The organism is Cardinium endosymbiont of Philonthus spinipes (genome assembly GCF_964030745.1).
Classification (GTDB): Bacteria; Bacteroidota; Bacteroidia; order Cytophagales; family Amoebophilaceae; genus Cardinium.
In genome coordinates this window covers 136,428-150,080 of record NZ_OZ034918.1, presented here as the reverse complement: position 1 = coordinate 150,080, position 13,653 = coordinate 136,428, and the positions used below count along the sequence as shown (strand labels likewise).

9 protein-coding genes are annotated in these 13,653 nt (G+C 38.8%); 5 read left to right on the top strand and 4 right to left on the bottom strand.

The features are described from left to right. Window positions 1-638 precede the first annotated feature (638 nt). Window positions 639-1,889, top strand: a complete 1,251-nt coding sequence (ltrA, locus tag AAHM81_RS00615) for a group II intron reverse transcriptase/maturase (RefSeq protein WP_342265442.1) — start codon at window positions 639-641, stop codon at window positions 1,887-1,889. Between the two features lie 525 nt (window positions 1,890-2,414). Here the strand turns inward: ltrA and AAHM81_RS00610 are convergent. Next, window positions 2,415-3,350, bottom strand: a complete 936-nt coding sequence (locus tag AAHM81_RS00610) for a hypothetical protein (protein WP_342265441.1) — start codon at window positions 3,348-3,350, stop codon at window positions 2,415-2,417. Window positions 3,351-3,548: 198 nt separating this feature from the next. Here AAHM81_RS00610 and tyrS point away from each other — a divergent pair, with 198 nt between their 5' ends. The 3 genes from tyrS to AAHM81_RS00595 all read left to right on the top strand — a co-directional run bounded on the left by tyrS (window position 3,549) and on the right by AAHM81_RS00595 (window position 6,798). Beyond that, window positions 3,549-4,838: a tyrosine--tRNA ligase gene (gene tyrS / locus AAHM81_RS00605; protein ID WP_342265764.1), complete on the top strand. Its 1,290-nt coding sequence runs from the start codon at window positions 3,549-3,551 to the stop codon at window positions 4,836-4,838. Window positions 4,839-4,865: 27 nt separating this feature from the next. Further along, window positions 4,866-6,404 (top strand): YifB family Mg chelatase-like AAA ATPase, encoded by a 1,539-nt coding sequence (locus tag AAHM81_RS00600; RefSeq protein ID WP_342265440.1) that lies wholly within the window; start codon window positions 4,866-4,868, stop codon window positions 6,402-6,404. 247 nt (window positions 6,405-6,651) lie between these two features. After that, a complete protein-coding gene (locus tag AAHM81_RS00595; protein ID WP_342265439.1) occupies window positions 6,652-6,798 on the top strand; it encodes a hypothetical protein in 147 nt (48 codons plus the stop codon). Window positions 6,799-7,178: 380 nt separating this feature from the next. Here the strand turns inward: AAHM81_RS00595 and AAHM81_RS00590 are convergent, their stop codons facing one another. After that, entirely contained in the window at window positions 7,179-8,522 is a 1,344-nt protein-coding gene (locus tag AAHM81_RS00590; protein ID WP_342265438.1) for an IS110 family transposase, read from the bottom strand. 388 nt (window positions 8,523-8,910) lie between these two features. Next, a complete protein-coding gene (locus AAHM81_RS00585; protein WP_342265437.1) occupies window positions 8,911-9,780 on the bottom strand; it encodes an IS3 family transposase in 870 nt (289 codons plus the stop codon). A gap of 264 nt (window positions 9,781-10,044) precedes the next feature. Between AAHM81_RS00585 and AAHM81_RS00580 the strand changes: the two genes are divergently transcribed. Continuing rightward, window positions 10,045-11,382, top strand: coding sequence for a hypothetical protein (locus tag AAHM81_RS00580; protein ID WP_342265436.1), 1,338 nt, complete (start codon window positions 10,045-10,047; stop codon window positions 11,380-11,382). A gap of 810 nt (window positions 11,383-12,192) precedes the next feature. Here AAHM81_RS00580 and asnS read toward each other — a convergent pair. Next, a complete protein-coding gene (asnS, locus tag AAHM81_RS00575; RefSeq protein WP_425286264.1) occupies window positions 12,193-13,608 on the bottom strand; it encodes an asparagine--tRNA ligase in 1,416 nt (471 codons plus the stop codon). Window positions 13,609-13,653: the final 45 nt, after the last annotated feature.

Sequence of the window (13,653 nt, the reverse complement as noted above, 5' to 3'; positions counted from 1 at the left end):
GCACTTATGGCCACCGATAAAAGATTTGGCGCGCAGTAAAAGCAATGAAACAATCTGTTTTTCAGCGGGAAAAACAGAACTTGCCCACTAGTGTGTCGTAGAAAGATATTATCATGAAAAAAAAAAAGTGATAATAAAAGCTTCATATAAGATGAAGGCAGGCCCTTCGAGATCGGTTTTCAGGAGCAGGTCTCAAACCGCCTTAGGCGGCTGTCATTAAGAGTGATGGTCGTGAGCGCATAAGGAAAAGCTGGAAGTAAATTCAGCAGGTATGGATTAGAAAGATGAATAAAACTGAACTCTTGTTGACGTGTCGAGAAAGTTATACATGATATCAAAAGTGGAATTGTAGTGGATTCCATGATAAGTCTATAAGTTACCTGACTACTGTATAGGCGATATCCGGCATGGAGAGAGCATGATTCTAATTCTGGCTTATATGAGGAACTACGAGAACCAGTCGTCTTGATGATAAGGGAGATGCCCAAATAGCAAACACTATAAGGACTAGCGTACCGATGCAAGGCACTGGGGCGGATCAATCCGTAGTAGTGAAGAAGTTTCTGTAATGGAAATGGAGCAAAGGGATTGAGCTTAAGCAGTCATTAACACTATACAACTCGTAAGAGGATGAAATTTTGGAAAAGACAAAACCATTTACTATTAACAAGCACTTAGTGCTACAAGCTTATAAACTAGTTAAAGCACATGCTGGCGCTAGTGGGATTGATAGACAAACACTCTCAGACTTTGATAAGAATTTAAAGAACAATTTATATAAAATATGGAATAGATTCTCCTCTGGAAGTTACTATCCACCAGCAGTAAAAGCTGTTTCTATATTAAAGAAAGATGGTGGCCAAAGAATACTAGGGGTTCCAACAGTAAGCGATAGAATTGCTCAAATGGTAGTCAAGCTAGTATTTGAACCAGAAGTGGAACCTCATTTTTATCAGGACTCGTATGGGTATAGACCAAAGAAATCAGCACTTGATGCGGTTGGTATAACTCGTACTAGATGCTGGAAATATAACTTTGTACTAGAATTTGATATCAAGGGTCTGTTTGACAATATTGATCATGAACTTATCATGAAGGCGGTTAGAAAGCATACAGATAACAAATGGGTAATATTGTATATAGAAAGATGGCTAAAAGCTCCTATGCAAATGCCCGACGGGACTTTAGTAGCAAGAACTAAAGGCACACCACAAGGAGGAGTAATCAGTCCAATTTTGAGTAACTTATTTCTTCATTATGTATTTGATGCTTGGATAAGTAGAAATCATCCTATGGCTCTATGGTGCCGTTACGCAGATGATGGACTTATTCACTGCCGGAATGAGCTGGAGGCAAAACAAATGCTAACAGCCTTAACGCAGAGATTTGCATCATGCAAGTTGGCATTACATCCAGAAAAGACGAAAATTGTGTATTGTAAAGATGCTAATCGGAAAGATAATCATGCAAATACAAGTTTTGAGTTCTTAGGTTACTGCTTTCGTAGAAGAGTAAGCAAGAACAGTAAATCTAATAAATTATTTATGAACTTTACTCCTGGTGTAAGCAATACTGCAATAAAATCAATGCGACTTGAGACACGCAAAAGTGGCATTAGGAATAAAGCAGCAATAAAGCTTCAAGATATAGCAAAGCTATATAATCCAGTACTACGAGGCTGGATAGCCTATTATGGAAAATATAATAAGTGGGCTTTAGCGCCAGTATTCCGCCACTTTAATACTAGCTTAATAGCATGGGCAAGAAAGAAGTTTAAAACTCTTCAGTCTAGTAAAAGAAAAGTTGTAAGTTTTATGAAAAATATTAGCAAAATTCAACCAAAGCTGTTTGCTCACTGGGAGATTGGGATGGTAGATATGTTTGCTTAAGTGGGAGCGGTGTGAGTCGAGAGGCTCATGCACCGTTCTGCGAGAGGCTAAGGCTGAAATGCCTTGGCCTACTCACCCGTGGGCTGCAAACAGGCTGTTTTTCTAATCCGCTGAACAATAGATTGTTTAAAGACTTCCGCTTTACTGAAGCGCCGCATTCCTTTATCGGCGGCCACAATAGCTTTTCTTATCATTACCAGCCCCGCGTCTCCTTCGATAAAAAAAATGGCGCTCTAGTAAAACATTAACACCTGAGCGATATCTTTTTCAGCGGATTAGAAAATCGTCTGTGTGAAGCCCGCTTGCGGGCTGAGTTCACGATTTTCCCGCTGGAAAAGAGATCGATTTAGCTATTTACTATCGGACCAGACTTTTTATCGAAGGAGATAAGGGGCCCAGCCACAGGCGTGTAATGAAGTTCCTTGAAAAACTAAAAAAAATGCGTTTTCAACCACAGTGCTGAGTAAAAAAATAAGACAAATTCCTTAAGTTGACGCCATTAAACGTTCGCTGATAGCATAGTTTCTATAGACTTTGGGGAGCCTTGTTAATAGTTTTTGCACTAGGGCTTGTTTTTTTGTCTGACTGTTGCTTTACTGTTTTCTTGCGTTTTCTTCCTGTTGGTGGCGTTATAGGCTGCTCAGTTCCCACTTGTATGGTAATATCTTTTAAGGTAAAATTTAGTTGCGTGGGTGTGGTATCCTTGTGAGCCTGATGCGTTTGTATCTTTTCAGAACCATCGGTTTCGTCTTGGTTTAGACAATTATTTATGGTCTCATTACTAAGTGGTTCTATTGTTTGGTTTGTACTGCAGGATGCCTCTTGTTTGTCATTTTTTACTTCATCTGTAATAATATGAATAGTGGATTTTGCCCATTGTTCTGTTTGTCTGCTTCCTTTTCCTGTTTTGCCTATTCTAATTTTTAATTCATAATGGCCAGCTGTTAAAGCTGGATCAGCTGTTAAGGTAATGGGTAAACCAGAAGGGGGGATTGGCGTGCTTGTAAGTATACCTACACCGAATTTGCTTGTATAGTACCTTCCATTTTTTGCTATTGAAATAGACTTAATACTATATCCTTCTGTCTTACCCATTGCTGCTAGTGCTATAGACTGCTTCGTTCCTGCTTGTATGGTAAGGTTGTCTTGTAGGCTAAAGCTTGGTGGAGTATCTATTTGATCTCTTGGTTCCAAATATGCTTTCAAGTCTTCATCTGGATGGTTTGGGTTTGCTGCCGCTTGTAGACCATACTGTTTTGACTTTTCAATATTGTCAGGTATAACATCGCTTGTTTGCGCTCTTTGCGCTCTTTCTATTGCATTGCCGTTGCGGGTAGATTGTTGTGCTTGCTGCTCTGTTTCAATTATAAGATCAGGCCTCTTAGCGGCTGCTTCGTTTTTACACGATCCAGCATAAAAATAGGTATACAACAAAGAGGTTATAACAAAACGGATCTGCATCCCTATAAAATAATTACAAACCATAATAGTGCCATGTTGTGCTGTTAAAAACTCATATGCTAGTAACTTAATTATTTTTAAGTTTATACAAAATAACAATAGGCTTTCCAACCACCCCTATCCATTGAATAGGCGGATTGTTTTATTGTCAATCTTTATCATATTCCCTATCTTGAAATGTTTTTATCTTTTGATTCTATGAAAAATTTTATTGCCAGCTTACAGTGGCGTGGTATGATCCATGATATGGTTCCCGGTACAGCCGAACATCTCAGCAGCGGCATGGCGACCGGATATGTTGGTTTTGATCCTTCTGCTCCCTCTTTACACCTTGGCAATTTGGTAACCATTATGTTGTTAAAATATTTCCAAGAAGCAGGTCATAAACCCATTGCGCTTGTGGGTGGCGCTACAGGCATGATTGGAGATCCCTCTGGGCGTAGCCAAGAACGACGCTTTTTAACAGAAGAAGTATTGCGTTACAATGAGGCTTGTATTGCCAAACAATTAGAAAAATTTTTAGACTTCTCTACTGGTCCAAATAAGGCTGTTATATTAAATAATTTGGATTGGTTTAAAGATGTCTCTTTCTTGGGTTTTTTGCGTGAGGTTGGTAAGCACATCTCTATTGGCTATATGATGGCTAAGGATAGTGTAAAACAGCGTATAGAGACAGGTATCTCTTATGCTGAGTTTGCCTATCAATTGCTACAAGGATATGATTTCTATTATCTCCATCTTCATAAAAATGTAACCCTGCAAATGGGCGGCTCTGATCAATGGGGTAATTTAACGACAGGGGTCGAATTGATTCGTAAAAAAGCGCAACACCAGGCCTTTGCGATAACTGCTCCCTTACTTACCCGTGCAGATGGAACCAAGTTTGGCAAAACAGCTGCTGGTCGCAATATATGGTTAGATCCAGCGCAAACTTCCCCTTATGAGCTATATCAATTTTTGTTGAATAGTGGAGATCATGAAGCAGAAAAGTTGATTAAAATATTTTCTTGTTGTACACAGGAGGAGGTAGAAGCATTGATTGCAGCCCACCAAGCCAAGCCAGAAACAAGGCTCTTGCAACAAACATTGGCTAAGATGGTAGCCACCATGGTCCATTCAGAAACAGCTTGTAGGCAAGCTATAGTGTGCAGCAATATTCTTTTTGGTCATACCGACTCAGTAGATGCACTCTATGCACTCAGTGAAGCGGATCTCTTAAACGTCTGTGCTACTATACCTAAGGTGCAGATCACAAGAACTGCTTTAAGTGGCGTAGACTCGGTGGTTTCTTTATTATCGGCGGCTACAGAAAATCAGATTCTGTCTTCTAAATCAGAGGCAAGACGTATGATTGCCTCAGCTGGTATCAGGATCAATAAGCTGCTTATCACTGATCCATATCAACAACCAGATTTTGCTTTGTTACATAATCGGTACCTATTGGTGCAGAAAGGTAAGAAAAATTATTACCTTATTGTTGTGCAATAATTTTTTTTATAAAATCCTTATAAGAAGATGATTACCAGGTCTTTCAGCAGTGCGGTATATGGTGTAAATGCGTTTATGATATCCATAGAGGTAAGCATTGTGAGTGGGACCAGTCTATTTATGGTAGGGCTTCCAGATAGTGCGATTAAAGAGAGTCAACATCGAATAGAATCTGTTTTAAAACAGATTAAGTGTACAATGCCCAGACAACGTGTCATTGTAAACCTGGCTCCAGCAGATATTCGTAAGGAGGGTGCTGCTTACGACCTACCCATTGCCTTATCTATTTTACATGCCTCAGAACAATATAACTTATCCCGCTTGTCTAGTTATGTCATTATGGGCGAATTGGCTTTAGATGGTACCCTTAGGCCAGTAAAAGGGGTATTGCCTATTGCTATTGAAGCCCATAAGCATGCATTTAAAGGTATGATTGTTCCAGAAAAGAATGGACCAGAGGGGGGTATTGTACGCAAAATAGAGGTTATTGCCGTTAACCATATTACAGAAGCAATTGCATTTTTGTCTGGGACGCGTACCATTTGTCCTATAGAGGTAGATACACGCAAGCTGTTTGAAGCGCAATCAGATGCATATGCAGTAGATTTTGCAGATGTACAGGGGCAAAACAATATCAAAAGGGCCTTGGAAATTGCTGCAGCTGGTGGTCATAATGTGATTATGATTGGGCCTCCTGGTGCAGGTAAAACCATGTTGGCCAAGCGATTGCCCTCTATTTTACCGCCTTTTACCCTGGCTGAGACCCTAGAAACTACTAAGATTTATTCTGTTATTGGCCGTATGGATAGTAGACATGGACTATTATCCACAAGGCCTTTTCGATCTCCTCACCATACGATTAGTGATGTAGCCTTGGTAGGAGGGGGGACCTTTCCACAGCCGGGTGAGATTTCTTTGGCCCATCATGGTGTGCTTTTTTTGGATGAGTTGCCAGAGTTTAAGCGGAGTGTATTGGAGGTGATGCGTCAACCTTTGGAAGATGGCAAAGTGGTGATTTCAAGAGCTAAATTTTCTATTGAGTTTCCAGCTAACTTTATGCTGATTGCGAGTATGAATCCTTGTCCTTGTGGTTATTACAACCATCCTGACAAAGAATGTCTGTGTAGTACAGTTCATGTGCAGCGCTACCTCAATAAGGTTAGTGGTCCATTATTGGATAGGATTGATTTACATGTAGAAGTGATCCCCATATGTTTTGAAGAATTAACTGCTTCGCAAAAGAATGAAGCAAGCCATCTGATTCGAGAACGGGTAGTGAAGGCAAGGAAAATACAGGAACAACGATTTCAAAACCATGAACAGCTCTATACCAATGCACGGATGTCCGCTTCCATGACCAAAGTATTTTGTCCTATTTCAAAAGCTGGACAAAAGCTATTGCAAGCAGCTATGGAAAAGCTGGGTCTTTCAGCAAGGGCTTATGAGAGAATCTTAAAGGTATCCAGGACCATTGCTGATTTAGCAGGCAGTGAACATATATCAGAAATACATTTGGCAGAAGCTATTCAGTATCGTAGCTTGGATCGAGCTGGATGGGGGAGTTAGGAAGCGGCTATAGATTTATTGGCAAAGCGTATGAAATCTGCCAAAGGGAAAATATATACTGGACTGTTTTTTTAGGACACCTTTTCCTTCATTTTATTTTCTATTTTTTCCCATTTTCTAGCCTACCATTTTTAGTATCTATTCACGTCACTGGTTAATAATGCATTTTATTCCACTTTTTCCTTGATAAAAAAGTGGGCAAAAAATCAAGCCCTCGGTAAAAAGTTCCGGAAGCCACCCCTTACAGATGGAAAAACAGAAATCGCCCGCTGTGCGGGCTTCAAAGGAAGCTGTTTTTCCCAATCATCTGCAAGGGGTGGCTTCTATTTCGAAACTTTTTACAGGGGCATTTTATCACTATGGCTATAGTGTTGAACAGATACTGTTTTTCTAATCCGCTGAACAGTAGATTGTTTAAAGACTTCCGCTTTACTGAAGCGCCGCATTCCTTTATCGGCGGCCACAATAGCTTTTCTTATCATTATCAGCCCCGCGTCTCCTTCGATAAAAAATGGCGCTCTAGTAGACCTCTTGCAAAACCTACTTTGTGATGAGCAATTTTTAGGAGAAGTGTAGTCGAGCACCGCAGAATACTTAATGTATTTGAGGAGCATAGACAAGCTTCGACACCAAAATTGCCATTAGAAATAGGTTTTGCAAGAGGTCTAGTAAAACACTAACAGGTGAGCGATATATTTTTAGTGGATTAGAAAATCGTCTGTTTGAAGCCCGCGAAGCGGGCTGAGTTTACGATTTTCCCGCTTCTAAGAAACTTCAAGTACATGTTTCCGTTTGGCTTACCATTACATAGCCCAATTCTTTTGCTTTTGTGATTAAATATTTTAGGGTCCTTTCTTTGTATTTTTTTTCATAATGTTCTATTCCTTTATCGACATAGCCTTTCCCAAATTTTAGCATGTTATAAAAAGTACTCGCTATTTTTCTTGCCGTAGCAGTAATCGCTTTAGGGGCTCCTAATCGGGTTTTCATTCTTCTACCATATGCCCCAAGGGCACTTTTACTATTTAATGCTGCTTGTGCTGCCATTCTAAAGGCATTTGCAGCACGATTAATTACTTTACGTGTTCTTGTACTTATTACTTTTTCTCCTGTTATTCTATTGGAAGGACTTAAACCTAGCCATGAAGAAAAATGTTTGTCTGTTGGCCATTTATGCGGGTTCATGCCAACTTCTGAAACAATAGTTTGTACTGTTAAAGTGCTAAGGCCAGGAATTGTCGTAAAATCAACGCCTGTTACGCGATATAATTCTTCATGCAGACCAAACTGCGGCTTGTTTTTTGTAGAAGTAGCTTTGCTTTTAATACAAGGTGGGCCTGAATCAGATTTTGTCTCAAATTGTTTATAATAATCTGCAATAGCTTTATCACATTCTGCTATTGCTTCCTGATATATAAGGTATAGCCTATGCTCCTGCCTTAGAGAAAATAGATGCTCTGCTCTATAGTCTCCTGTCAGGGCTTTTGCAATCGTAGCCTCATCGCTTTTAATTCTACAGTCTTTTAATGAAGCCAATTTAGCAGCGTTGCGCTCGCCTGACAGTATCGATTCGATAATCCGAATACCTGTCACACCCGTAATATCTCTTATTACTTTGTGTAATTGAAGATTCATTTGAGACAGTGCTTTTTGCATACGATTAATATGAATAGCTGCTGTTTTGACCAGACTTTCTCTTTGTCTAATGTAGCTACGTAAGACACAGATCTCATCATCTGGCCTAAAAGAGCCTTGGAGTAGACCATAGCTATGTAATTGTTGTAACCACTGACAATCTTGTACATCTGACTTCCTACCAGGAACATTTTTTACATGTTTTGCATTCACTAATAGAACACTAAAACCATAAGAATCTAATATTTGGAATAACGGAATCCAGTAAACTCCGGTTGATTCCATAGCTACTGTGGTCACTTCACAGGCTTGCAACCATTTTGCTAAATTATGGAGATCTTCTGTAAAGCACTTAAATTTTTGAACTCTTTGTTCACACCTGCCTTCAGGTACACATACATAATGTATTTCCGAACCTATATCAATACCTGCTGCGTTAGGATGAATAATGTGCAATGATTCTCTTTTTTTTCCTTTTTGCATGACAGTATGCTATTTATATAATTTTATTATAACAAACAGAAGTGCTTCAGCTTGGAACAGCTAAATAAATACATTCTTCTAATCGGGGTTATAGTACCACCATTGGTTCAACCGCTCCTATCCAAAACCATGCTGAAAAACGGGCACTTTAAGCACCAGGGAAACAATCGATCATAACTGCAAAAGCACTCCTGAATGAAAAATATAGTACAAAACTTTTAGAAATATCATAACGCCATAAATAAGTTTCTTGCTTAGGTATAACCCACAGCCGTGGGTGGGGGCTGAAAAATATATCGATTCAGCTATTTACTATCGGGCCAGACTTTTTATCGAAGGAGATAAGGAGCCCCAACCACATACGTGAATAGATACCATTTTTAAATGGTTAAGATATAAGTGCTGCTTGCAATGTATCTGTTACAAGCGTTGTGTCCATAGTATTGGATACTTTATAACTTAGTATGGCTTTACTATGCCAGTCTATAATAGCTGAAAGGTACATAAAACCACTTGCAGTTCGAATATAGGTAATATCCCCGCTCCAAACCTGATTCGATGTAGGTACATGAACGTGTTTTGTTTTGCCAGAGTTAGACCAATACTTATCCAACAAATAACTATATACTTTATGCTGATTGTCTTTACAAGAAATCGATGGCTTTTTACGGGGATAAATAGCTGATATACCCAGCATACCCATATACTTAAGCACGCGATCTCTACCTATATCAAAGCCTTCTTCTTGCAATTGATTGTAGATATATCGATAACCATATTCCGGGTGTTCCCTATAAACTGAATCTATTTTGTTTAAAATATCTGTATTACAATTATTTGTTTTCCTGGATTTGTAATATATCAAAGAACGATTTATTGATAATAATGCACATTGTCTTGCCTTGGGTAAATTGACAAGCTTGGATCCAACAAGACTTTTCTTACTTAGTAAATCCAAGCTCTTTAGCTTTCCCACCGCCCAATCTCGCTCAACTGTAGTCTTACCTAACGCTTTAGCAAGCTCGTGATTTTGATGCTTAAGAGTCTCTATTTCATGCTTATAAACTCCAACAAATTTTGACGGATCAAAAACTACTGAAGCATTTTCTAAAAACTGATGTTTCCAGTTTTGAATAGTTTTACTAGTAACACCATATTTGGACGATAACTCGGATAACGTGGAGTTTTCTTTTAGTAAAGCTAATACTGTTTTAGTCTTTTCTTCCGAACTAAAATGGCTGATTTTTTTCCTGCCCATCTGATTAATCAATGTTAAAAATTTAAAACTAAAACATACAGAAAATAAAGTGAAAAATTTTTGTCCGAATTATTCAGTCCAGTATAGCCTAGAATTTGATCTGGCTGGATCATCAGAAAACGGTGGGGAAGTAAGATGGAATAAAAAAACAAAGTAAAGATATTGCATATACAAAAAGATATTGCATATACAAAAAATTAAACTAATATAATATAGAAACCTGGTTCGGAAAGGGAGTTTTTCCGAAATAATTAAAAATGTACCATGAAAAAGTATTTTGTTTTTTTACTTCTTATCGCATCCTGTAATGGATTAATCCAGCCTAATAATATGATTGGGAATCAGGATAATAGGGATGGATCTGATTCGGATAATCGTAATACTCAAAGTCATCCCAATGGTTCTGTTTCTGGTCATAATTCCAAACAAGCCAAAATATTAGAGCTGTGCAAGAAACATATAGATCAATACTTTTCTTCTATACGAATAGAAAAAAGTTCGGATACTAAAGCAAATATTGTTACGTCATTAGAAAGAATTACACAACTTATATGGGAAGATAAAGATAGTCTAAAGGACCTTGGTATACCTGTACAATACTCCACACTAGTTGATCCACTTGTTCAAGAATATCTAGTCGAAAAGTACAATGACCTAATACAGCCTGAAAGCTTATCCTTATTAAAAAAGCTTAATACTGAACCTGAATTTAATAATATCAATTTTATAATTGACATAATAAATTCAATAATGGACCCCAACCATAAACTGTTTGCGGATCTTATTATTAATAACGGTAAAGTTAAAAAGCTTATGAATAACATATACAGTTATATAATACAAATCGATAGTGTACCGTTTTTAACGTTTATTCTTAGGTCTAAGATTACTGAGTGTCGAATAGATAGAGTACGTTATGTAACCAAACCAAAATATAGTGAGGGCGTAGGCTTAGACTTTGACTTTGAAAGCAAACCGGTACTATCAACATTCATATGGGCAGCAATAAATCATTCTTTCAATGTACTCGAGGTACTCATAGATAGGATGTTTTGGTGGGATTGTATTGGCGCAGATCTGTCAGTGTTCGTGTATCACAACCACCCTGGCATTAATATGCTAACCATGGCATTAATGTGTTGTTATCCGGATCGAGATGAACCAGCTAGAGAAGGGTTAAAAACTGACACAGTTAGCCTTATTTTAAAGACAAGTCTTAGTTGTTTAGGCTGTTTAGGCGACCGATCTCTCAGGCTACCTGGTAACACTATCCTTTCTGATACAATAAAGTTTCTACTAACAGATAGCAATGGCAAGTTACCAGATCTACCAAAAAATGCAACATTATTAACGAAACAAGCAGCATTAGATTACCTTATAAAGGCGTTAGCAAACCATCCTAAAATTTATGACAGGTCATTACGTGGAACCTGGTTTGCTGGGATCGAATGTGCCATAAAGCATAAAGCTATAAAGTTGTTTAGCGCCTTACTTAGGCTATGTGATGACAATAAGTACTCTAAAAAAGTAGACAAGCTTGTAAAAGAAACAAAAGATCCAGATATAATGGAGGAGTTCAGGAAATGGCGTCAACTTAAGTAATCAGCTGATTAAGAAAGCTTTTTTAAATAAAAATCACGTTTTTTGTTGGCTGCTTTATCACAGCCATCTGATTTTATGGATCAGATTTTAAGTTTAGTACTTATACAGAGTTTGCCCAAGCATACTTGAAAGTTTTTAGCTAAAAAATCATAAAATGATAACAAAAAAACGCAGCATAAAAATATGCTATTATAGCTGTAAATCAATAAAATTGAGGCCTTAAGTTGACGCCATTGGGTGAATAGATACAAGATAGATGCCCTTCCGATTGGCTACTCAGATGTTAAATCGCATCTATTCACCACTGTGGCAGAAAATACGTTTTTTCTAGCTTTTCGTGAGTATCCATTCATCACTGTGATTACGTTTTTCTGAAAAAGCAAATAGCTGACCAAGTACCCGTCCCGCGTCTCCTTCGATAAAAAATGGCGCTCTAGTAGACCTCTTGCAAAACCTACTTTGTGATGAGCAATTTTTAGGAGAAGTGTAGTCGAGTACCGCAGAATACTTAATGTATTTGAGGAGCATAGACAAGCTTCGACACCAAAATTGCCATTAGAAATAGGTTTTGCAAGAGGTCTAGTAAAACACTAACAGGTGAGCGATATATTTTCAGCGGATTAGAAAATCGTCTGTTTGAAGCCCGCTTGCGGGCTGAGTTTACGATTTTCCCGCTGAAAATATATCGATTCAGCTATTTACTATCGGGCCAGACTTTTTATCGAAGGAGATAAGGGGCCCAGCCACAGGCGTGAATGGATACGTTAAATCAGTGATTGAAACAGATGAATCAGTGCAATATATTTCTTGCTAACAGGCTACATGGCCTGGTGTACGTGGAAATGGAATGACATCGCGTATGTTTTCCATGCCAGTTACAAACAATACAAATCGGTCTAGTCCCAAACCAAATCCACTATGAGGTATGGTCCCAAAGCGTCTGGTATCCAGATACCAATTCAAGTCTTCAATTTGGTTATGCTGCATCGCTGCTTGCAGATATTCTATTCGTTCTTCCCTTTGAGATCCTCCGATAATTTCTCCTACACCGGGGAAGAGTACATCCATAGCTGCTACCGTTTTGCCATCGTCATTTTGGCGCATGTAAAAGGCCTTGATGGCTTTTGGGTAATCGGTTACTACTACCGGTCTTTTAAAATGATGCTCTACCAAATATCGTTCATGTTCTGATTGAAGATCCATACCCCAACCTGTAACAGGATAGACAAACCTGCCCTGTTTGTTAGGCGGGGCATCCATTAAAAGCGCAATCGCTTCTGTGTAGGTAATGCGGGCAAAAGGCTGTTCTAATACAAATTGCAACCGCTCCAATAGTGGCATGGTGCCCGTTTCATCTTGCGCATTTGTATGGCTAAGCAGGCGTTGGTGCAAAAAGTCAAGCTCTTCTGGACATTTTTTTAGTACATAGTCCAATAGAAACTTTAACAACGCTTCTGCAAGTGCAATATTATCATCTAGGTTGTTAAAGGCTACTTCTGGTTCAACCATCCAGAATTCTGCTAGATGTCTGGTTGTATTAGAGTTTTCTGCTCTAAACGCAGGTCCAAAGGTATAAACTGCTCCTAGCCCCATGGCAGCAGCTTCTGCCGCCAGCTGTCCAGAAACCGTTAGGTTGGTAGACTTATGAAAAAAATCCCCGCTAAAATCAATGGTTCCATCGGGATTTTTAGGAGGTATATCTAAGCTTGTAACACGAAACAACTCCCCTGCACCTTCTGCATCCGCTGCAGTAATAATAGGCGTATGGAGGTAACAGAAACCACGTTCATGAAAAAAATGGTGAATGGCATAACTAATGGCATGCCTGATGCGAAACACGGCACCAAAGGTATTGGTACGAAATCGAAGATGCATACATGTGCGTAGAAACTCCAACGAGTGGGCCTTTGGTTGCAATGGGTAGTCCGGGGCATTGCCTAGTAAGGTTAGGTGATTGCCATATAGCTCTACCGCCTGCTTACTGCCTTGTGAAGCAACCAATCTGCCAGAAACTACCACACTGGCACCTGTCATCAGTTGGCTGAGTAGTTCTTTTGGTAGTTCAGATGGAGCCATTACCACCTGTATATTTTGTTGACAAGAGCCATCATTGATTGTCAGAAATACAACCTGTTTGTTGATACGCTTGGTGCGGATCCAACCTTTTATTTCCACGGGTGTGTCAACTGTGCCAAATTGTAAAAGTTCTTTAATTTTGCTATGCAATGTATTCTTTTTTTAGATTAAAAATTAGTATTTGTTATAGCTGTT

Bases quoted from the DNA above. Each gene is read 5' to 3' on its own strand.
- AAHM81_RS00585 (WP_342265437.1), bottom strand. From the start codon at position 9,780: ATGGGCAGGAAAAAAATCAGCCATTTTAGTTCGGAAGAAAAGACTAAA.
- AAHM81_RS00590 (WP_342265438.1), bottom strand. From the start codon at position 8,522: ATGCAAAAAGGAAAAAAAAGAGAATCATTGCACATTATTCATCCTAAC.
- tyrS (WP_342265764.1), top strand. From the start codon at position 3,549: ATGAAAAATTTTATTGCCAGCTTACAGTGGCGTGGTATGATCCATGAT.
- AAHM81_RS00610 (WP_342265441.1), bottom strand. From the start codon at position 3,350: ATGCAGATCCGTTTTGTTATAACCTCTTTGTTGTATACCTATTTTTAT.
- AAHM81_RS00580 (WP_342265436.1), top strand. From the start codon at position 10,045: ATGAAAAAGTATTTTGTTTTTTTACTTCTTATCGCATCCTGTAATGGA.
- AAHM81_RS00595 (WP_342265439.1), top strand. From the start codon at position 6,652: ATGGAAAAACAGAAATCGCCCGCTGTGCGGGCTTCAAAGGAAGCTGTT.
- AAHM81_RS00600 (WP_342265440.1), top strand. From the start codon at position 4,866: ATGATTACCAGGTCTTTCAGCAGTGCGGTATATGGTGTAAATGCGTTT.